The sequence below is a fragment of the Sulfitobacter sp. SK012 genome (assembly GCF_003352085.1).
In the GTDB taxonomy this organism is placed as follows: Bacteria; Pseudomonadota; Alphaproteobacteria; order Rhodobacterales; family Rhodobacteraceae; genus Sulfitobacter.
The window spans coordinates 398803-418411 of the sequence record NZ_CP025804.1; the positions used below are offsets into that span (position 1 = coordinate 398803).

At 55.6% G+C, this 19609-nt stretch carries 18 protein-coding genes; 11 read left to right on the forward strand and 7 right to left on the reverse strand.

The window, feature by feature from the left end:
- Positions 1-414 precede the first annotated feature (414 nt).
- Positions 415-864, forward strand: coding sequence for a calcium-binding protein (locus tag C1J03_RS01890; RefSeq protein WP_114883134.1), 450 nt, complete (start codon positions 415-417; stop codon positions 862-864).
- Positions 865-866: 2 nt separating this feature from the next.
- On the opposite strand, the gene C1J03_RS01895 is transcribed toward C1J03_RS01890, so the two are convergent.
- The 4 genes from C1J03_RS01895 to C1J03_RS01910 form a co-directional block, all read right to left on the reverse strand.
- Entirely contained in the window at positions 867-1862 is a 996-nt protein-coding gene (locus tag C1J03_RS01895; protein ID WP_114883136.1) for a DNA polymerase III subunit delta, read from the reverse strand.
- The gene (gene lptE / locus C1J03_RS01900) at positions 1859-2341 is read right to left on the reverse strand and encodes an LPS assembly lipoprotein LptE (protein ID WP_114883138.1); all 483 of its coding nucleotides are present in this window, start codon (positions 2339-2341) and stop codon (positions 1859-1861) included. The genes C1J03_RS01895 and lptE overlap by 4 nt, the downstream gene beginning before the upstream one ends.
- Positions 2328-4892 carry a leucine--tRNA ligase gene (gene leuS / locus C1J03_RS01905; RefSeq protein ID WP_114883140.1) on the reverse strand — a complete coding sequence of 855 codons (2565 nt, stop codon included), beginning with the start codon at positions 4890-4892 and terminating at the stop codon, positions 2328-2330. The genes lptE and leuS overlap by 14 nt, the downstream gene beginning before the upstream one ends.
- A gap of 88 nt (positions 4893-4980) precedes the next feature.
- A complete protein-coding gene (locus C1J03_RS01910; RefSeq protein ID WP_174234429.1) occupies positions 4981-5469 on the reverse strand; it encodes a DUF3576 domain-containing protein in 489 nt (162 codons plus the stop codon).
- 270 nt (positions 5470-5739) lie between these two features.
- On the opposite strand from C1J03_RS01910, the gene C1J03_RS01915 reads away from it, so the two are divergent.
- Together C1J03_RS01915 and C1J03_RS01920 are read left to right on the forward strand one after the other, a co-directional pair.
- On the forward strand, positions 5740-6675 hold the full coding sequence (locus tag C1J03_RS01915; protein WP_114883145.1) for a porin: 936 nt from the start codon (positions 5740-5742) through the stop codon (positions 6673-6675).
- A 105-nt stretch (positions 6676-6780) separates the two neighbouring features.
- Positions 6781-7434: a YggS family pyridoxal phosphate-dependent enzyme gene (locus C1J03_RS01920; protein WP_114883147.1), complete on the forward strand. Its 654-nt coding sequence runs from the start codon at positions 6781-6783 to the stop codon at positions 7432-7434.
- Here the strand turns inward: C1J03_RS01920 and C1J03_RS01925 are convergent.
- Together C1J03_RS01925 and ribA are read right to left on the reverse strand one after the other, a co-directional pair.
- Positions 7431-7925, reverse strand: a complete 495-nt coding sequence (locus C1J03_RS01925; protein WP_114883149.1) for a L,D-transpeptidase family protein — start codon at positions 7923-7925, stop codon at positions 7431-7433. The two genes, C1J03_RS01920 and C1J03_RS01925, sit on opposite strands and share 4 nt — an antisense overlap.
- Positions 7922-9010, reverse strand: coding sequence for a GTP cyclohydrolase II (gene ribA / locus C1J03_RS01930; protein ID WP_114883151.1), 1089 nt, complete (start codon positions 9008-9010; stop codon positions 7922-7924). Before ribA ends, C1J03_RS01925 begins: the two co-directional genes overlap by 4 nt.
- Positions 9011-9179: 169 nt before the next feature.
- Between ribA and C1J03_RS01935 the strand changes: the two genes are divergently transcribed.
- The 5 genes from C1J03_RS01935 to C1J03_RS01955 all read left to right on the forward strand — a co-directional run bounded on the left by C1J03_RS01935 (position 9180) and on the right by C1J03_RS01955 (position 12706).
- Positions 9180-9866: a response regulator transcription factor gene (locus tag C1J03_RS01935; RefSeq protein ID WP_114883153.1), complete on the forward strand. Its 687-nt coding sequence runs from the start codon at positions 9180-9182 to the stop codon at positions 9864-9866.
- A gap of 229 nt (positions 9867-10095) precedes the next feature.
- Positions 10096-10884, forward strand: a complete 789-nt coding sequence (xth, locus tag C1J03_RS01940; RefSeq protein WP_114888797.1) for an exodeoxyribonuclease III — start codon at positions 10096-10098, stop codon at positions 10882-10884.
- A 53-nt stretch (positions 10885-10937) separates the two neighbouring features.
- Positions 10938-11855: a thioredoxin gene (gene trxA / locus C1J03_RS01945; protein WP_114888798.1), complete on the forward strand. Its 918-nt coding sequence runs from the start codon at positions 10938-10940 to the stop codon at positions 11853-11855.
- Positions 11856-11882: 27 nt separating this feature from the next.
- The gene (locus C1J03_RS01950) at positions 11883-12524 is read left to right on the forward strand and encodes an LON peptidase substrate-binding domain-containing protein (RefSeq protein WP_114883155.1); all 642 of its coding nucleotides are present in this window, start codon (positions 11883-11885) and stop codon (positions 12522-12524) included.
- Positions 12521-12706 (forward strand): Trm112 family protein, encoded by a 186-nt coding sequence (locus C1J03_RS01955; protein ID WP_114883157.1) that lies wholly within the window; start codon positions 12521-12523, stop codon positions 12704-12706. The genes C1J03_RS01950 and C1J03_RS01955 overlap by 4 nt, the downstream gene beginning before the upstream one ends.
- Here the strand turns inward: C1J03_RS01955 and C1J03_RS01960 are convergent.
- On the reverse strand, positions 12703-13929 hold the full coding sequence (locus C1J03_RS01960; RefSeq protein ID WP_114883159.1) for an FAD-dependent monooxygenase: 1227 nt from the start codon (positions 13927-13929) through the stop codon (positions 12703-12705). The two genes, C1J03_RS01955 and C1J03_RS01960, sit on opposite strands and share 4 nt — an antisense overlap.
- Before the next feature lie 82 nt (positions 13930-14011).
- Between C1J03_RS01960 and C1J03_RS01965 the strand changes: the two genes are divergently transcribed.
- The 3 genes from C1J03_RS01965 to C1J03_RS01975 all read left to right on the forward strand — a co-directional run bounded on the left by C1J03_RS01965 (position 14012) and on the right by C1J03_RS01975 (position 19542).
- Positions 14012-15346 (forward strand): amidase, encoded by a 1335-nt coding sequence (locus C1J03_RS01965; protein ID WP_114888799.1) that lies wholly within the window; start codon positions 14012-14014, stop codon positions 15344-15346.
- Positions 15347-15457: 111 nt separating this feature from the next.
- A complete protein-coding gene (locus tag C1J03_RS01970) occupies positions 15458-16642 on the forward strand; it encodes an aminotransferase class I/II-fold pyridoxal phosphate-dependent enzyme (RefSeq protein ID WP_114883161.1) in 1185 nt (394 codons plus the stop codon).
- A gap of 17 nt (positions 16643-16659) precedes the next feature.
- Positions 16660-19542: a DNA translocase FtsK gene (locus C1J03_RS01975; RefSeq protein WP_114883163.1), complete on the forward strand. Its 2883-nt coding sequence runs from the start codon at positions 16660-16662 to the stop codon at positions 19540-19542.
- Positions 19543-19609: the final 67 nt, after the last annotated feature.

Consider the following 19609-nt stretch of genomic DNA (forward strand, 5'->3'; position numbering starts at 1 on the left):
AGTCCTTTGTTGATTGGCCACAGCACAACTAGGGGCTGAGCCGCATTTGCGAGAACAAGCGCTGATCACAAGCTCGAATGCAAGGCGTTCTTGTCGGCGGCGGCCCGCCAATATGGCACCGCGATGTATACAATTTGTCGTAAAACACCTAGAGCCTCAAAATATTGTTAGATTTCAACGTAGGATCAGTTGATGCCAGTGACTGCCCCCGGAATTCCTGAGACGCTCCTGATCGACAGCAGGGGCGGTGTCTACCGCCACAATGTTGTGACCAATGAAACAACGTTAATCCGTGACTATTCATTGTCCTGAACGGATATCGCCGTTACGCCCAACGGCGGCGTTTATGCGGTCACAAACAGCGGTCTCTACCAGCTCAACCTTGAACGGGGGACATCAACACTCCTACGTAGCTTGTCGGCTTCACCCAACGGCTTGGCCTCAGATGGGGGCGGAAATCTCTATATTGGGTACGCCTTTAGCAGTCAGATCGACATCGCAAGGACCAACGGCAGTGTATTTGGCGGAAGTGGTAATGACACCATCTTTGGGTCTGCAGGGGATGACTACGTTCGTGGCGGAGCAGGCAACGATTCGATCTTTGGTGGTGCTGGTGCTGATACGTTCGTCTTTGGTTTGGCCGATGGCGATGACCGTGTCTTTTCTTCTGTGACCCAAGATCGTCTCAGACTGGACGACGCGCTGTGGGCTGGAAACCTGACCGAAGCACAGGTTTTGTCCAATTTCGGTTCAGTTTCTGGATCCAACTATGTGCTGGAATTTGACCAAGGCGATAGCATCATTTTGGAAAGAGCGGGTTCTGCGAGCCAGGCCGAACTGTTAGGATTTATCGAAATTTTCTAGAGCTAGCTGGCTCTGTACATGGCGAGGCGGATAAATGTCCGCTCTATAATGGCCATGGCCGGGGCAGTTTGTCCGGCAGAGCGGAGCTGCAGATCGGTATCGGTGAGCATGCCCAAAGCGGCTTCCAGTTTTGCCACGCCCCAATCGCGGGATTGGCGCATCATCCGGTCGCGGTCCCGAAATCCATAGATCGGGGCACCGGGGTTGCATGCCGTGCGGTGCAGAGCGCGAAAGTGCCGCATTGCCTGAATGCTCAAGGTCACGGCGTTGACGCCTTGTGACTGCAACCGGCGCATCACGGGGCCAATCTGGTCCGCTTGCGCTTCGGCTACGACATTTAAGATATCATCGACTGCGGCTTCGGTTGAGGCAGGTGCGCAGGCGGTCACATCCTCAAGGCTGAGCGGTGTTGCGTCGCCGATCTTGTATAGCGACAGCTTTTCGACGGTCTGGCGGAAATCACCTGGATCGAGGGCGCGCGATAGCTCTTCGAGCGCGCCCATGACGGGGCCATCCGCGCGCAACGCCGCAGCAGTTAACATCCGTTCAATCTCAACTCTGTCTGGTGGATCATCGTAAATACCAAGCGCGTAAGCCTCGCGGTGGGCCTCAAATGCCTTGAGGATCTTTGAGGTTTTCTTGAGGTCACCGGCACTGACCACGATCTGTGCGTCGCCGGGTTTCCAATCGGCCAGCGTGTCTACAATGATCGCGGCAACCGTCTCGTTCGCCCCTTCGACAAAAGCGGCGCGAGGACCGGGAAAAAATCCAACGGCCTTGATCGCGTCCATAAGCATAGCGGGTTCGCGGCGCAGGTCAGTGGCGGGAATGCGTGTCAGCCGCATCTCTTCTTCGGCGGCGTCGCCCAGAAGTGCCTTAAGGTAGTCTTGCCGCTTCAGCGCCACGCGCATCGCATCGCCGCCATAAATGAGCAGACCCAGTTTGTCGGTCGGGGGCTTGGCAATTACCGCCCCGGCATCGCGGCGGCTGAGCTTCATTCTGGGAGGCTCACGGCAAAGAGCCGTGCAATAATTTGATCACCCAAGATCACCATCAGGCGTTCGGTCGCATCGCGTTCTGCGGCCAAGGTTGCCACAGTGCTGCCGGTCGTAGAATAGCCGGTAAAGCCGTCCACACGACCCGAACTGACAACGGACCCAGTTTGCGTATCGCGTAGGCTGTAATCGACGGCACCTAGCAGATTGAATCGGGTGGTGTCGCCCAGCTCGTTGATCGCAAGCCCTTCCTCGGTGATTGCGATGTTCAGGCCAAGGGCATAACGCGCATCCCCGCCACGACCCAAACGGGTCTCAATGTGGCGGGTTAAGAAGTAACCTTCTGCAGTGTCAGGCTCGTCGACCAACATCTGATCCTGCAGCTTGGCTCCAGTCCCACCGGGGGCATAAACAGGTTGGAACCCGCAAGCCACAAGAACAAGCGGAAGAGTAAAGAGGCTACGGCGACTATACAACAACATTCACAATCCGTCCGGGCACGACGATGACCTTTTTCGGGGTGGCACCATCAAGGGTTCGAATAACAGCTTCGTGGTTGAGCGCGATTTTTTCAACCTCACCTTTCGGCATGTCAGCGGGCACTTGGATCTCTGCGCGCCTTTTGCCGTTGATCTGAATGGGCAAGGTCACCGTATCATCAACCATCATCGCGTCATCTGCTAGGGGCCAGGGCGTTGTTGCGATCAAACCTTCGCCGCCCTGCGCCGCCCAAATGTCTTCGGCCAAGTGTGGCGTCATCGGGGACATCAATTGTGCCAGCGTCATGATCGCTTCACGCTGAGCGGCATGAGACGCCTTTGATTTCTGCAATGTGGCGGTAAATCCATAGAGCTTGGCGATTGCAGCGTTAAAGCCGAAGGTTTCGACACCCATTGTCACATCATGGATTGTCTTGTGCATAGCGCGCAGCAGATCGTCATCACCTGTGCCGGTTGCGCCGGCATCCATCCCAACGATCCGGTCGGAGATGTTCCAAACGCGGCCAAGGTGCTTGTAGGCTGCCTCTGCGCCACTTGCGGTCCATTCCACGTCCCGTTCGGGTGGCGAGTCGCTTAGAACAAACCATCGTGCCGTGTCTGCGCCAAAGGACGAGATGATGTTGAGCGGATCAACCACGTTGTTCTTGGACTTCGACATTTTGGCAGAAGGAATAATTTCAACCTCCGCACCACCTTCGGTCAGAAAGGCCTTATCGCCCTTCAACTCAACTTCTTCGGGGAAGTGATAGACCGGGCGCGCGTCGCTTGAGGGGCTGGTCTGGTAAATCGCGTGGGTCACCATCCCTTGGGTGAACAGTGCGTCAAACGGCTCAATCGCTGATTTTGGCAAATGCCCGGTGATCTGCATCGCTCGGGCAAAGAAGCGTGAATAAAGCAGGTGCAAAATCGCATGCTCGACCCCGCCAATATATTGATCGACGTTCATCCAGTATTCGGCGTCTTCCATGACTGTGGGGGTGTCGGCATGCGGCGAGGTGAAGCGGGCATAGTACCAAGACGAATCGACGAAGGTGTCCATCGTATCGGTTTCGCGCAGGGCGTCTTTGCCACAGGTCGGGCAGGGCGTGTGACGCCAGGTTGGATGGCGGTCCAATGGGTTGCCGGGGATATCGAACGTTACATCCTCAGGCAGCTTGATCGGCAGGTTCTCTTTCTTTTCAGGTACAACGCCACAATCATCGCAATGCACAACCGGGATCGGGCAACCCCAATAGCGTTGGCGGCTCAGGCCCCAATCGCGCAGGCGGAATTTGGTCACGCCTTGGCCGACACCATTGGATTCGCAGAATGCGATTGCGCTATCGATGCCCTCAAGCCCGGTTTGCCAAGCTTCGCCCGCAAAACCACGGTTGTAGAATACTTTTTCGGTCTTGGGCGGCACGTAAGCCTCAGTCAGCGTATCATCGGCGTCTTCCGCAGGCAGATAGGTGGCGATGATCGGTAGGTCATATTTGGTAGCAAATTCAAAATCGCGCAGATCATGCGCTGGACAGCCAAAAATCGCACCGGTGCCGTAGTCCATCAAAATGAAGTTCGCGATATAGACGGGGAGTTCATGTGCGGTATCGAAAGGATGGCGCACGCGGATGCCGGTGTCATAGCCAAGCTTTGGTGCCGTCTCGATCGCCTCTTCAGTCGTGCCGCCCTTGCGGCACTCGGCTGTAAAGGCTGCGACTTCGGGGTTGTCGCGCTCCAGTAGTTTGGCAAGTGGGTGATCAGGAGAGATACCAACAAAGGACGCGCCCATCAGCGTATCGGGCCGGGTGGTATAGACGTCGATGCGGTCATGGCCTTCGGGCCCATCAATGGTCGAGAACGCAAATTGCAGGCCGCGCGACCGGCCAATCCAGTTTTCTTGCATCAGACGAACTTTGGCTGGCCAGTTTTCAAGCTGATCGAGCGCTTCGAGCAGTTCTTCGGAATAATCCGAGATCTTAAAGAACCACTGGGTCAGTTCGCGCCGTTCTACCAATGCGCCAGAACGCCAGCCACGCCCCTGCTCAACCTGCTCGTTCGCCAGAACAGTCATATCGACTGGATCCCAGTTCACGACGGCGTTCTTGCGGTAGATCAGCCCGGCATCGATCATATCAATGAACATGGCTTGCTGGTGACGATAGTAATCAGGGTGACAGGTCGCAATTTCACGCGACCAGTCCAGCGAAAAGCCCAGCGGCTTTAGCTGGGCCTTCATGTCTTCGATGTTCTGATAGGTCCATGTGCCGGGATGAATGCCTTTTTGCATCGCGGCGTTTTCAGCGGCGAGGCCAAATGAATCCCAGCCCATCGGGTGCAGCACGTTAAAACCTTTGGCGATCTTGTAGCGCGCGATCACGTCGCCCATCGTGTAGTTGCGCACATGGCCCATATGTATGCGGCCTGAGGGGTACGGGAACATCTCAAGCACATAGTATTTGGGCTTGTCGGCTGAACGCACGGCCTTAAAGACCTCGTTCTTTTCCCAAGCAGCTTGCCAGCGGGCTTCAATTTCGGATGGGGTATAACGTGTCATGTCTGGACTTAGCCTTTGATACGGAAAACGCCGAGCGCGTGTAAATCACGAAGGCCCGGCGTTGAAAAAAGTCGAAAAGGTCGGGCTGTTAACGCTTGCTGTCGTCGATCCGCAGTTGGCGTGCACGTGACAGAATGGCATCCTCAACCGCGCGGGTCGTCGCGGCATCGACGGCACGGCCATTGCTGGTCTGCAAAGCCACATTCAGCGAACGCGCATCCAAAGCAGGGTCATTCACCAAAACTGTCGCGCGATAGGAACGTGAACCACCCGGAGGGGTGCCGTACCCCGTTACAATCACACCGGTGAACGGATCAACGGATTGCACAGGCAGGAAGTCTAGAACTTGAAGCGTTGCGGACCAAATATACCGGTTCACAAGGACAGTGGTGTCTTTGTTGTCTCTGCTGAAAACATCAAAAACGGACGAGAGCCCCTCGCGTTCTGTGCGTTCTTTTTCGCTAACGCCATCAAATTTGTCATAGGGAGGTGTTTCAACCGGCGGGGCATTGCATGCCGACAGAAGTACAGCTGCAACGCTTATTGCAGCGAACTGTCTAAGTCGCGTGATATTCATTTTGATCATCCACCCTAACACATCTTGCCAAACTGCTATCCAACTTGGGCTCTCGATTCAAGATGCAGCGAAGGGTATATTATAGAGTAAGACTTCAACCGTTTGCGATAATGGCTGAAAACGGACTGTGGCAAAGCTGCACCAGCATTCGCGAAATGAAGCAACGGCGCGTGGCCGTGCTTGAGCTGAAACGGCAAATGGATGAAACAGCATTATCTCCTTACCGGATTCCCCGGTTCGGGCTGAAATTTACAAACTGAGGGAAAAACGATGAAAAATCTTCTTATCGCTTCTACAGCATTGGTCGCGACAGCCGGCGTAGCAGCTGCAGAAGTAACCATGGATGGTTACGGCCGCTTCGGTATCTTCTACCAAGAAAGTGATATCGACGCGATTGACGAAACACGCATCGAGCAGCGTTTCCGTCTGACAATCACTGGCGTTACGGAATCTGACTCGGGCGTTAAGTTCGAAGGTCGTATTCGTTTCCAGACAGACGAAAATGCAGTTGGCGATGGTGGCATTGCTAACCGTTCCGCAGCTGGTTTCGCCGCATCATACGGTGGCCTGCGTTTGGACGTTGGTAACGTGTCTGACGTTCTGGATTCTGGCGACGTATTCAGCTACTACGGTTCCGGTGTTGGCCTCACGTCCTCCATCGAAATGAACAGCAACTTTGGCCTGCCAGCTTCTGGCTTCGGCACGTCAAGCGATGACAGCACTGTATCTCCTACAATCAAGCTGCGCTGGCAGACTGGTGACCTTACAGTTTCTGCATCTGTAACTGACGACTCAAGCGGCACAAAAGCCGAAGAGTACATGCTTGGTGCTGGTTACGTGTTTGGTAACTGGAATGCTGGTGTTGTGTTCGGTAGAACAGACAACAACATCGACACAAAGCTTGACTATTGGGCTCTTGGTTTCGGTTATGACGGCGGCGCGTTCGGCGTAGACGTTGTTATTGCTGACATCGACGATATCGGTCCGATCGAAAACAGCACAAGCTGGGGCATCTCCGGTACGTATGACATCTCTGCCGCAACTCAGTTGGTTGCTGTTTACTCTGACACCGGCATCGGCGATCTCGATGACACATACGGTATCGGTTTCAAGCATGACCTCGGCGGCGGCGTTTCGCTCCGCGGTGGTATCGGTGAAAACGCCGGTCGTACAACTGGTGACTTGGGTGTAGTATTCAACTTCTAAGTTGAAACCACTTAATTGATTTGGGGCGGTGCTGCGAAGCGCCGCCCCTTTTCTTTTGCGTAGGTTTCATGTTTGAACAAAGCCAAATGGGCTTGAGGTGCTGACATGACATTGCGCGATATCACAGACAGAATTGCGAAGGCCGAAGTGGATGCCGGCCGCGAGCCGGGATCAGTAACGCTGATCGCAGTAAGCAAGGTGCAGCCAAACGAACGCGTTGAGGCCGTCTTGAACGAAGGCCACCGCGTTTACGGCGAAAATCGGGTTCAGGAGGCTGCTGGAAAGTGGCCTGATTTCAAAGCCCGCTTTGACGGGGTTGAATTGCATCTCATCGGGCCTCTGCAAACCAACAAAGCACGGCAAGCGGTTCAACTGTGCGATGCCATTCATTCTGTCGACCGCCTAAAGCTGGCGCAGGCACTTGCGCGTCTTGCACAAGAAGAAGGCCGATGCCCTGATCTGTTCATTCAGGTCAACACCGGAGAAGAGCCACAGAAAGCTGGAGTTTTGCCAAACGAAGCGGATGGTTTCATTGCTGAATGTCGGGCGCTTGACCTGCCCTTACGTGGCTTGATGTGCATCCCACCCTCAGAAGAGGAACCAGCGCTACATTTCGCCCTGTTGGCCAAGATTGCCAAACGCAACGGGTTGGACGGCCTTTCCATGGGGATGAGTGATGATTTTGAACGCGCCATTGCCTTGGGGGCCACACATATCCGCGTCGGCTCCGCAATTTTTGGGGCGCGCGTTCCGAGTTAAACAACGACCAGCCGGGTGTGGTGCTTGATGCCGCGCGCGACACGGAGCAGATCGATCCGCGAAAGTGCAATGCAGCCTTCTGTGGGATACCCAGGCCGGCGGTATTGGTGGATAAAAATCGCCGAACCACGGCCCGGAACCGCGTAGGGCCAGTTCCAGTCTGTCAAAATCACCAGATCATAAAGCGGATCCGCGCGGCGCAGCACCTCGTGGCTAAATTGATAGGGTGCGCTGACCATGGTATTGTAATCATTGGCTTTTGGGTCGTCAGACCACAGATCAGTAGGCCTGATTGGTAAGGCCCAATCGGTCGGGCGTTTTATTCGGTCGGGCCGGTAGAGCATGCCAACGATGCAGTGAACACCGCGCGGTGTGGCCCCGTCGCCTTCGCGCTTGCGCCCCGTTACGCCGCCTCGTCCGATTGTGCAGGGGTAAGTATTGCCCTGAAAACGCAGCCCCAATGGGGTCAGCACCATATCGTCGCGTGTCAAAGCAGGTGCCCCGATTTGGCAGCCTTGGTCGCGAGATAGTCAGTATTGTGCCGGTTTTCACCGACGATAAGTGGCACCCGTTCGGACACCTCGATACCACTTGAGCGCATCATGTCTACCTTGCGGGGGTTGTTGGTCAGCAGGCGCGTTGCCGAAAAGCCCATTGATTTTAGGATATCTGAGCCTGTGCGAAAATCGCGCTCATCATCCTCAAATCCCAAACGGTGATTGGCCTCTACCGTGTCAAACCCTTGATCTTGAAGGGAATAGGCCCGCATCTTATTGGCGAGCCCAATACCGCGCCCTTCTTGGTTGAGGTACAAAAGCACACCGTGGCCTTCTGTACCCATTTGGGCCAAGGCCGCGCGAAGTTGTGGACCACAGTCGCATTTCAAACTGCCCATCAGATCGCCCGTAAAGCAGGCGGAATGAAGCCGACACAAGACAGGCGCGCTCCGATCTGGGCGGCCAATCTCAATTGCGTAATGCTCTTCGCCGCCGTCTTGGGGCCGGAAAACATGCAGCCGTCCGGCTTCCGATACTTCCAATGGAAGCCGCGCTTGGACCACTGGATGGAGCGGGCTGCGGGATGTCAAATGCGGCGTAGCAGCATCAAGATTAAAAGCCGTTAATCCGTGACGTGCGGCGAACTCAGCAGCGCCAGACAACTCAAGCACAAGCGCTGCGGGCAAAAGCCGTGCTGATTTTATGAGGCTGAGAGCTGCTCGATGGGGAGCGGCATCGCCCTCGCGTTGTGCAACAAGCGGGCCTTTCATCGGCACGCGCAAATCATCTGCTGGGTCGGCGACGCCTTGTACCCAAGAAAGAGAAGCACCCGTCGGGAGTGCAATCCGTGCAACATTTCCGTCATAGGCTCGCGCCTTTAACGTTTGCGCCCGGCGTGACGTGATCGCGATCACCGGCTCCCCGCCAAGTGCAAACAAATCAGTGAGCCGCGCCTCACTCAACGTCTCAGCGGCAAGGACAAGGGCAGGTGTCTCACCCAATATCACAACCGGGACACCCATACGCAGATCAGCACGTGCGCGGGCAAGGGTTTCGATTATGTCGGGGGAAAGGCTCATAGAATTGTGTTACAGCTTTTTGAGACGTTTGGAAGTTATCTAGGCGAAGACTGCGCAAAATGAAACATTTCGCCGGTCAAGGCACACGCGGGCGTGAAGCTTGCGCGCCTGCCCTTGTTGTAAACTTCATCATGCGTATCTGTATATCAACAAACGCGAAGGATAGCGCATGGCACAGCTTAAAAAAGTTCTGTTGGTTGATGATGACGATGATCTGCGCGAAGCGCTGAGTGAGCAGTTGATCATGACTGAGGATTTTGACGTCTTCGAGGCCGCCAACGGTGCCGAGGCGATGACGCGTGCCAAGGAAATGCTGTATGACTTGGTCATCCTTGATGTAGGCCTGCCCGATACCGACGGCCGCGAGCTGTGTCGTCTGATGCGCAAGCAGGGCGTGAAAAGCCCTATTATGATGCTGACCGGCCATGATGGCGACGCTGATACAATCCTGGGCCTCGATGCGGGGGCCAACGACTATGTCTCTAAACCTTTCAAATTTCCTGTACTACTGGCTCGCATCCGCGCGCAGCTTCGTCAGCACGAACAATCTGAGGACGCGATTTTTCAACTTGGGCCCTATACCTTCAAGCCGTCCATGAAGATGTTGATCACCGAAGATGACAAGAAAATCCGCCTGACGGAAAAAGAAACCAACATTCTGAAGTTCCTCTACCGCTCCACAGATGGTGTCGTTCCGCGCGATGTGCTTTTGCATGAGGTTTGGGGATATAATGCTGGCGTCACCACCCATACACTGGAGACTCATATTTATCGCCTGCGTCAAAAGATCGAACCTGATCCATCAAACGCACGCCTCTTGGTTACAGAATCAGGTGGATATCGATTGATGGGTTAAATGCGGGGAGCCTAAGGGTACCTGCAGTTTTACGACCCAAAGCGACCAGAGCCATCACTGGCTGTACCTCGCTTTGACAAACCGACTGAGTGTCCGGTCTATGACACTCACCTCCCTGTTGGACTTTGCCGGGCCTAAGTGCCCGGCTTTTTTTATCCACGAATCCCCCATGGCGGTGCTGGGCACGAAGAGCTACGGTGCGCCCGACCCAGAAAACGGAGCAGCACTCATGGCCTTTACCCTTGCAACCTGGAACATCAACTCGGTTCGCCTTCGCGCACCACTTGTGCTGCAGATGCTGGCAGAGAATGGGCCCGATGTTTTGTGCCTGCAGGAGTGCAAAAGTCCCGTAGATAAAATCCCGGCTGAGGTGTTCGCGGAGGCGGGGTATGCCCACATGGTTGCGCGCGGGCAAAAGGGCTATAATGGGGTGGCAATCTTGTCGAAACTTCCGCTGGAAGACGCAGGTGGCTTCGACTTTGCTGAATTGGGTCACGCACGTCATGTGGCCGCCCGGTTAGAAAACGGCACTACGATCCATAATTTCTATGTCCCCGCGGGTGGTGATGTGGCTGACCGTGAAGTGAACGAGAAATTCGGGCAAAAAATGGATTACTTGGCTGATATGCGGGATTGGGCGCGCAAAGAAGCACCGCAAAAATCGATCCTTGTGGGTGATCTAAACATCGCCCCTCGCGAGGATGATGTTTGGGGTCACAAACAACTGTTGAAGGTTGTAAGCCACACCCCCGTCGAAGTCGCAGCCTTGGGCGAAACCCAAGAGGCCGGCGGTTGGGTCGACATCACCCGGCAGGACATTCCCGAAGGCAATTTGTACAGCTGGTGGAGCTACCGTGCCCGTGATTGGGATACGGCAGACAAAGGCCGCAGGCTTGATCATATTTGGGCAACTTCCGACATCTCGAGCGCTGCGCATTCCAGTCGCATCTTGCGCGACGTGCGTGGTTGGGAAAAACCAAGCGACCACGCGCCAGTTTTTGCGAGCTTTGACCTTTGAATTAACCCCTGCGGCCCTCATATAGAGACGAAACCGCACGTATTAGGATGAATATCATGGACCTGAACCTTTCCCCCGCACCGGCGGATGATGATCTGATTAAAGATACGACCGAGGCGTCGTTCATGGCCGATGTGGTCGAAGCATCGCAAACTACGCCGATCATCGTTGATTTCTGGGCACCTTGGTGTGGGCCTTGCAAAACTTTGGGCCCGCAGTTGGAAGAGGCTGTGCGCGCCGCCAAGGGCGCAGTCAAAATGGTCAAGATCAACGTCGACGAAGCACAGGGTATTGCTGGACAACTACAGATCCAATCGATCCCAACGGTTTATGCTTTTCACAAAGGTCAGCCGGTTGATGGGTTCCAAGGAGCCGTCCCGCAGTCCGAAATCAAAGAATTCGTGGAACGCGTTGTGAAAACCGCTGGTGGTGAAGCTCCCGCTGATACGCTCAATGATGCGGTTGAGGCGGCCGAAGAGATGTTGGCCGAAGGATCTGCAGCTGATGCAGCTCAGACATTTGCCGCGATACTGGGTGAAGAACCGCTCCACGCTGCGGCCTATGGCGGCATGGTGCGCGCGCATATCGCGACCGGTGATCTGGACCAAGCCGAGGGTTTGCTGAACGGAGCGCCAATCGAGATCTCAACGTCGCTGGAGCTTGAAGCCGCTCATGCGCAACTGAGCCTTGCTCGTCAGGCTGAAAATGCAGGCCCCGTAGCCGAGTTGACTGCTGCAGTTGAGGCGGATGAGAACGATCATCAGGCGCGCTATGACTTGGCGCAGGCCTTGTATGCTGAGGGTGAGACTGAAGCGGCTGTCACGCATTTGCTTGATCTATTTCGGCGCGACCGGGAATGGAACGAAGCCGCTGCCAAGACCCAGCTGTTCACGATTTTTGATGCACTTGGCCCAACTGAAAAGGTGGCCTTGGACGGGCGGCGCAAGCTTAGCTCAATGATATTTGCCTGAGGCGAAATCCGCGCTAGGTTGCTTGGAATGATTAAACTTTCCGAATTACCTGACACGATCCCGATCTTCCCGCTGGGGGGCGCTCTTTTGCTGCCGCGCTCGCGGTTGCCTCTGCACATCTTTGAGCCGAGGTATCTTCAAATGATTGAAGACGCTTTGAAAACCTCCGGCCGCATCATTGGCATGGTGCAACCGAATGTGGTGCCGGGCCGCGAAGGGCCGGGCCTGCAGACGATTGGCTGTGCGGGGCGGATTACCCAATTCTCTGAGACCGAGGATGGCCGTTACATGATCACTCTGGGCGGTGTTTCGCGCTTTCGGGTTCTAGAAGAGGTCGAGGGCTTTTCGCCTTACCGCCGTTGTAAAATCAGCTGGGATGGGTTTGAGCGAGATTTAGGCGAAGAAGAAGGCGACGCGCAGTTTGATCGCGCTTGGTTCCTCAAAACCCTGGGCCGATATTTTGATGCGCGCGGGTTGTCGGCGGACTGGGACACGTTGAAAGAGGCCGATGACGAGTTGTTGATCAATTCTTTGTCGATGATGCTCGATTTTGACCAAGAGGATAAGCAGGCGTTGCTAGAGGCCCCGTCGCTGAGCACGCGGCGCGAGACATTATTGACGTTGATCGAATATGCCATGCGGGGCGGAGACGGAGACTTGATGCAATGACAGACAACAGTGTGGAATTCGACCGACGGATGCTGGAGGCGCTGATTTGCCCGCGCACCCAGACCATTTTACGATATGACGCCGACAAACAAGAGTTGATCTCAAAGGCGGCCGGGCTCGCGTATCCGATCCGTAATGGCATTCCCGTGATGCTGATCGACGAAGCGCGCGTGCTCGACTAAAGCGGCAATCCACGCATCAAGCGCGGCAAGTCACCGTTCAGCCCTGCCGCCTCGCGGATAAATCCACGGCGCAGCCCGGGAAGGGCATTTATGACCCCCATGCCAATATCTCGGGCCATTCGAAGAAACGCACTATCGTTTGAAAACAACCTGTTAAAGCTGTCCGTGGCAAGGGCGAGTGCAGTGTTGTCAAAGCGGCGCCATTCTTGGTAACGCGCAAGGGCCAGCTGGCTACCAATGTCTTCTCCGCGCTGCAGAGCGTCTGCCAGAACCTCTGCCAGTGCTGCAATATCGCGAAATCCAGCGTTCAAACCTTGGCCTGCGATGGGGTGAACCCCATGTGCGGCATCGCCAACCAGCGCGACCCGATCTGCAACCATATCATGCGCCAACGACAGGCTGAGCGGATAGGTATATCGCGCGCCAGCAAGGTGGATCTCACCCAGAAAATCGCCAAATCGAGGGCGGAGCACGTCAATGTAATCAGCATCCGGCAGGGCATGAATGCGCGCGGCATTTGCGGCGCTCTCGCTCCACACAATTGAGCTGCGATTTTGCGTCAGCGGTAAGATCGCCAAAGGACCCGGCGGCATGAAAAACTGATGCGCGATCCCGTTATGTGGCCGCTCATGCCCCACGGCACAAACCAACGCTGTTTGGGCATAATCCCAGCCTGTCCGTTTGATCCCTGCGCGAATGCCGGTACCAGAATTTCGCCCGTCCGCCCCAACACAAAGCAGTGCTCGGATCGTTTTGCCGGTGTCTAAGTGTAATGTAACGCCGCCGGTATCAACATCTTGAGATAGAACAGTTTTCCCGTTCATCACCGTAATTTCAGCGACGTTAGCGACCGCTTCCATCAGCGCAAGGCGTAGGTGGCGATCCTCGATCATATGACCCATCGGACCTTCTTCGATCTCGGCGTGGTCGAAATGCATGAAAAATGGCGACGGTCCGGCACCTGCACGCCCATCCGTGACTTTGATCTCAAGCATCGGTTGGGCATTGGCCTCGATAGGCTCCCAGATACCCAGCCCTTGCAACATGCGCACTGAGGTCAAAGCAAGCGCGTAAGACCGCCCATCAAATCCGGCATTTTTTCGCGTTTGCGCTTTGAGGCTGTCGATCAGCGTGACCCGCATGCCCGTCTGCGCGAGCGCCAAAGCCAATGCGGGACCGTTCAGCCCGCCCCCAACAATTGCAATATCTGTATCATAACCCATGATCTTCAATAGGGGCGGGGCAGGGGGATTGTCCATGCGGTCAGGCGTCGCTACCGTCACAATGAAACCGCAGGAGAATTACATGCAGGAATGGCTGAAAATGACGGCAGCGGCATTGGGCCGAGGTATTGCAGATGGCCGGATCGATGCAGTTGCTCTTTGCCAAACTTATTTGGATGCCATCGACGCTCATCCATTGCGCGATCGCATCTATACAGTTGTCACAGCAGATCGCGCGCTGGCCGAAGCCAAAGCTGCCGCTAGTCGTGCACAGTCAGGGCATCGGCTGTCCCCACTGGACGGCGTCCCGATCAGTTGGAAGGACCTGTATGACAGCGCAAACGTTGCTACGGAGGCTGGGTCAAAATTGCTAACGGGGCGCGTCCCACAGGAGGATGCCGAAGTGCTTGCCACGGCCACTGCTTTGGGACTGGTTTGCCTTGGCAAAGTTCACATGAGCGAGCTTGCTTTTTCAGGCTTGGGTTATAACCCATCAACGGCCACGCCGCCTTGCGTGAACGACGAAGAGGCAGTCCCGGGGGGGTCATCGTCAGGTTCGGCCGCGTCAGTCGCATATGGCCTTGCAGCTGCTAGCATCGGCTCGGACACTGGCGGATCGGTGCGCATTCCGTCCGCGTGGAACAATCTGGTGGGTCTAAAAACAACGTCTGGCCGGGTGTCGCTCAAGGGTGTTGTTCCGCTGGCGGCGAAGTTTGATACTGTTGGACCTCTATGCCGATCGGTCGAAGACGCGGCTTTATTGCTCGCCGCTCTTGAGGGCAGTAAACCCGCTGATCTCGGCCATAGCACGTTGGAGGGTCGCCATTTTGCTGTCCTAAAAACTGTCGCCATGGACGATTTGCGCGACACACCCAAAGCTGCTTTTGAAAGCGCGGTGGATCGGTTGCAAAGTGCAGGTGCGCATATTGACTGGATTGATGTGCCGGCCGTTGCCGAAGCGATGCCGCTCAGCACTTGTCTTTATACGGTTGAGGCGTTGGGTTTTTGGCGCGATACAATTGAGGCAAAGCCGGACGCGATGTTCGCTGAAATCCGCGATAGGTTTTTTCTGGGTAAACAATTCTCTGGCCCTGACTACGTCGCGGCTTGGAATGCACTGGAAAAAACGCGGGAGGCCTATGCTCATGCTGTAGCTGGCTATGATGCGGTTTTGATACCAACCGCTCCGATCTTGCCGCCAAACCTCAAGCGTCTCAACGAAGACCATGACTATTACGTCACTGAAAACCTGCTGGCTTTGCGAAATACGCGCATCGGCAACCTAATGGGTCTGTGCGCATTGAGCTTGCCGACGGGAATCGACAGCTGTGGCTTGATGATGATGTGCTCGCCAAACCAAGAGGCGCAGCTTCTTCGGCTTGGGGTTGCTGCCGAAGAAGCACTCGGGAGACCCTGACTTAAAAGCCACAAGTCCCTGCGAACCGGTCAGTTTTTCTGGACGAATGCACGGCCCTTGGATACCTTGGACGAAACGGGGCGCCTATGATCCCGATCCGAGGCAGTAGTGATGTTGTATCCTGAGCGGTTTTCGAACCTTCCGGCACATGTGTGGCCGCGTCTACGTGGGTTGTTAGATGCCCATGACGGTGGAGGTACGCCTATTCACATGACCATCGGAGAGCCGAAGCACGCGTTTCCTGCGTGGGTGACGGATGTTATTTCCCAGAACGCTTCCGGTTTTAACAGCTACCCGCCCAATGATGGCTCCTCTGAGCTGCGACAGGCGATCACGGCATGGATCAAGCGCCGCTATGACGTCGAGATGGACCCGGGTAGCGAAGTGATGGCGCTTAACGGCACCCGCGAAGGGCTGTATAATGCGGTTGTCGCGCTTTGCCCGGAAACAAAGAATGGTGCCCAGCCAGCTATTTTGATGCCCAACCCGTTCTACCCCGTCTATATGATCGCTGCGATTTCGGGTGCGGCAGAGCCGGTTATGGTGCCCGCGACCGAAGCGACAGGCCATTTGCCTGATTTCGCCAACGTGCCCGAAGACGTCCTGGAGCGCACAGTTGCGGCCTACATCTGCTCACCGGCGAACCCGCAAGGGGCGGTCGCCAGCCGGGACTATTGGGCGCGTCTGATCGTATTGGCCGAGAAATATGATTTCTTTATCTTCGCAGATGAATGTTATTCTGAGATTTACCGCGATGCGGCCCCTGTTGGTGTAATGCAGGTGGCCGACGAAATCGGCACGGACCGCAATCGTATTGTTGCATTTCATTCGCTCAGCAAACGCTCGAACTTGCCGGGGCTGCGTTCTGGCTTTGTGGCGAGCGGACCTGAGACGATCCGCGAGATCAAGCAACTGCGCAACTACGCTGGCGCGCCTCTGCCACTGCCCCTTCAAGCGGCTTCGGCGGCTGTATGGAACGACGAGCTGCATGTCCAAGAGAACCGTGCTCTTTATGTCGAGAAGTACGAGATCGCAGATCGCATTTTTGGCAATGTGCCGGGCTATAACAGCCCGCAGGCCGGATTTTTTCTGTGGCTGCCTGTTGAAGACGGTGAGGCAGCCGCGCTGAAGCTTTGGCGTGAGACAGGTGTTCGGGTCCTGCCCGGCGGTTATCTCGCGGAAGACGTAGACGGGGAAAACCCCGGTAACACATACATTAGGGTCGCCATGGTGGCCCCAAAAGACGAGACAGCACGTGGCCTTCAGGCCATTCGTGACTGTCTTTATCCGGATTGAGGCGAGGGAACAAAGCTATGGCATACCAGACGCGCGGACGTGATCCATTGATCGACAGCACCATGGCCGAGGCCATTGAAAAACGCGGCAAGGAATTGCTGGGAATTGGGCTGATCGTACTTGGTGTTATGGCCGCAATGATGATCGGCAGCTACACGCCGGACGATCCCAACTGGATGTTGTCAACAGACGCACCGGTGCAGAACTGGTTGGGACGTTTGGGGGCCTCAATGGCCGCACCGCTGTTTATGATTGTTGGCTGGGGTGCTTGGGGTATTGCGGCTGTGCTGTTGGCATGGGGTCTCCGTTTTACGGTGCACAAAGGCCAAGACCGTGCTGTTGGGCGTCTGATTTTTGCGCCGATCGCGGTTGCTTTGGGTTCTATTTACGCTGCAACGCTGACGCCGGGTCCGGAATGGCTGCAAACGCACAGCTTTGGTCTGGGCGGTCTTTTTGGTGACACAGTGATGGGTGTTATCCTCACAGTTCTGCCGATTGGGTCTACGTTCACTGTCAAGCTGATGTCCTTTCTGATGGGCATCGGGATTTTGGCACTCGGCAGTTTTGTTCTTGGGTTTACCCGTGTTGAGTTGTCTCGCATCGGGCGCTTCTTGTTGGTTGGATTGATCATGGCCTACGCGGGTTTGATGTCCGTGTTGGGGCGTGGTGCTTCGGGTGCCGTGCACGCCGCCCAAAACCTGCAAGCGCGTCAATCAGAGCGTCGTGCTGAAAAGAAAGCTGCAGCAGAGATCGAATATTATGAGCAAAACCAAGATGTTATCCCTCAGGCGGATGGACCTCTGCCCTCGATGCTCCAACCGGTTTCTGAGCCAAAAACCGGGTTACTGGCCCGTATGCCGGGGCTTGTGAAACGCCCTGACGCTTTGCCAGAACCTGAGTTGGTTGAAGCTGAGAGCATTGCTTATGTCGATGAAGCTCCCAGTGATGACCGTATCAAAAGCAAGATTGCCGATGTTATCAAAAGCCGCGTGCGTAGCACCACAGCTGTGCATACGTCCTCGACGGCTCCGCTGACTAAAGGGCGTGGGCGCGGCCCTGATCCGTTGCTGCTCAACACTGCGCCCCAAGCGTATCTGCGCGCAGAGCCTCCTTTGACCGCGACACCAGCGACTTTGCCGCCAGAACCACCATTGATGTCTGCGCCTGAAATGGCAGCGTATGATGATCAGCACGCTTCGTTTGAGGATCATGCTGAACAGGTTTCTTATGAAGAGGCTGCAGAGGTAGTCGAGCTGCCGCTGATCCCCATGGCCGAACCTCGTAAGGTAGTGCAGCAACCGATCCGCAAGCCGGTGCCACAAAGCCGCAAAGCCCAAGCTGAAGCCCAACCGACGCTGACCTTTGAAGACACACATCCCGGTTTTGAACTTCCGCCGCTCAACTTGCTGGAAAATTCAATCGAGATTCCACGCCAGCACCTGAGTGATGAGGCATTGGAAGAAAACGCACGGATGTTGGAAACCGTGCTGGACGATTATGGCGTTAAGGGTGAGATCGTGGCGGTGCGTCCAGGTCCGGTCGTAACGATGTACGAGCTTGAGCCGGCACCCGGCCTCAAAGCCAGCCGCGTGATTGGTCTAGCGGATGATATTGCACGCTCTATGGCCGCGCTTTCGGCTCGTGTTTCCACGGTGCCAGGTCGGTCGGTGATCGGCATCGAACTGCCCAACGAGGTGCGCGAAAAAGTCGTCCTGCGCGAAATTCTAGCCGCGCGCGATTTTGGCGACAGCAACATGCGTTTGCCGCTTGCCTTGGGCAAAGACATCGGTGGCGATCCTGTCGTGGCCAACCTTGCCAAGATGCCGCATCTGTTGATTGCCGGGACGACGGGTTCAGGTAAATCGGTGGCAATCAACACCATGATCCTCAGCCTTCTCTACAAGCTGACCCCCGAAGAATGCCGCATGATCATGATCGATCCCAAGATGCTGGAACTCAGCGTTTATGACGGCATTCCGCATCTTCTGTCACCGGTTGTGACCGACCCCAAAAAGGCCGTTGTTGCGCTGAAGTGGACGGTAGGCGAGATGGAAGAGCGGTACCGCAAGATGTCCAAAATGGGCGTGCGTAACATTGAGGGCTATAACGGCCGCGTCCGTGAAGCGCTGTCCAAAGGCGAGATGTTCAGCCGTACGGTCCAAACTGGTTTCGACGATGATACCGGCGAGCCAATTTTCGAGAGCGAAGAAGATACACCCGTTGCGCTGCCCTATATCGTCGTCATCGTTGACGAGATGGCCGACCTAATGATGGTTGCTGGCAAAGAGATCGAAGCTTGCATCCAGCGCTTGGCCCAGATGGCGCGTGCCTCAGGCATTCACTTGATTATGGCGACGCAGCGCCCGTCTGTTGATGTTATCACCGGCACGATCAAGGCGAACTTCCCGACGCGGATTTCGTTTCAGGTAACGTCCAAAATCGACAGCCGCACCATCTTGGGTGAGATGGGTGCCGAACAGCTTCTGGGTATGGGTGACATGCTTTATATGGCTGGTGGGGCCAAGATTACCCGCTGCCATGGCCCGTTTGTGTCCGATGAAGAAGTCGAAGAAATCGTGAACCACCTTAAGGCCTACGGTGAGCCGGATTACATCGGCGGCGTGGTTGAAGGCCCCTCCGAGGACAATGAAGCCAGCATCGATGCGGTGCTTGGATTGGGTGGCAATACTGACGGTGAAGACGCGCTCTATGATACGGCCGTTCAAGTGGTCATCAAGGATCGTAAATGCTCGACCTCGTATATCCAACGCAAGCTTGCGATCGGATACAACAAGGCCGCGCGTTTGGTGGAACAAATGGAAGACCAAGGGCTTGTGTCTGCGGCAAACCACGTTGGCAAGCGCGAGATTTTGGTCCCTGAGCAGCAGCAACCTCACTAAATCGATCTAAAAATGGCCTCCAACGCGGGGCCATTTTTTCGCCTACTGAGCGTTTTTCTGCGCCGTG

What these genes read in the sequence shown, in the direction of transcription:
- ribA (WP_114883151.1), bottom strand. Translation starts at nt 9,010, where the DNA reads ATGAGCCTTTCCCCCGACATAATCGAAACCCTTGCCCGCGCACGTGCT.
- C1J03_RS01970 (WP_114883161.1), top strand. Translation starts at nt 15,458, where the DNA reads ATGTTGTATCCTGAGCGGTTTTCGAACCTTCCGGCACATGTGTGGCCG.
- C1J03_RS01975 (WP_114883163.1), top strand. Translation starts at nt 16,660, where the DNA reads ATGGCATACCAGACGCGCGGACGTGATCCATTGATCGACAGCACCATG.
- leuS (WP_114883140.1), bottom strand. Translation starts at nt 4,892, where the DNA reads ATGACACGTTATACCCCATCCGAAATTGAAGCCCGCTGGCAAGCTGCT.
- C1J03_RS01935 (WP_114883153.1), top strand. Translation starts at nt 9,180, where the DNA reads ATGGCACAGCTTAAAAAAGTTCTGTTGGTTGATGATGACGATGATCTG.
- C1J03_RS01895 (WP_114883136.1), bottom strand. Translation starts at nt 1,862, where the DNA reads ATGAAGCTCAGCCGCCGCGATGCCGGGGCGGTAATTGCCAAGCCCCCG.
- C1J03_RS01955 (WP_114883157.1), top strand. Translation starts at nt 12,521, where the DNA reads ATGACAGACAACAGTGTGGAATTCGACCGACGGATGCTGGAGGCGCTG.
- xth (WP_114888797.1), top strand. Translation starts at nt 10,096, where the DNA reads ATGGCCTTTACCCTTGCAACCTGGAACATCAACTCGGTTCGCCTTCGC.
- C1J03_RS01950 (WP_114883155.1), top strand. Translation starts at nt 11,883, where the DNA reads ATGATTAAACTTTCCGAATTACCTGACACGATCCCGATCTTCCCGCTG.
- C1J03_RS01960 (WP_114883159.1), bottom strand. Translation starts at nt 13,929, where the DNA reads ATGGGTTATGATACAGATATTGCAATTGTTGGGGGCGGGCTGAACGGT.
- C1J03_RS01965 (WP_114888799.1), top strand. Translation starts at nt 14,012, where the DNA reads ATGCAGGAATGGCTGAAAATGACGGCAGCGGCATTGGGCCGAGGTATT.
- lptE (WP_114883138.1), bottom strand. Translation starts at nt 2,341, where the DNA reads ATGTTGTTGTATAGTCGCCGTAGCCTCTTTACTCTTCCGCTTGTTCTT.
- C1J03_RS01920 (WP_114883147.1), top strand. Translation starts at nt 6,781, where the DNA reads ATGACATTGCGCGATATCACAGACAGAATTGCGAAGGCCGAAGTGGAT.
- C1J03_RS01915 (WP_114883145.1), top strand. Translation starts at nt 5,740, where the DNA reads ATGAAAAATCTTCTTATCGCTTCTACAGCATTGGTCGCGACAGCCGGC.
- C1J03_RS01910 (WP_174234429.1), bottom strand. Translation starts at nt 5,469, where the DNA reads ATGAATATCACGCGACTTAGACAGTTCGCTGCAATAAGCGTTGCAGCT.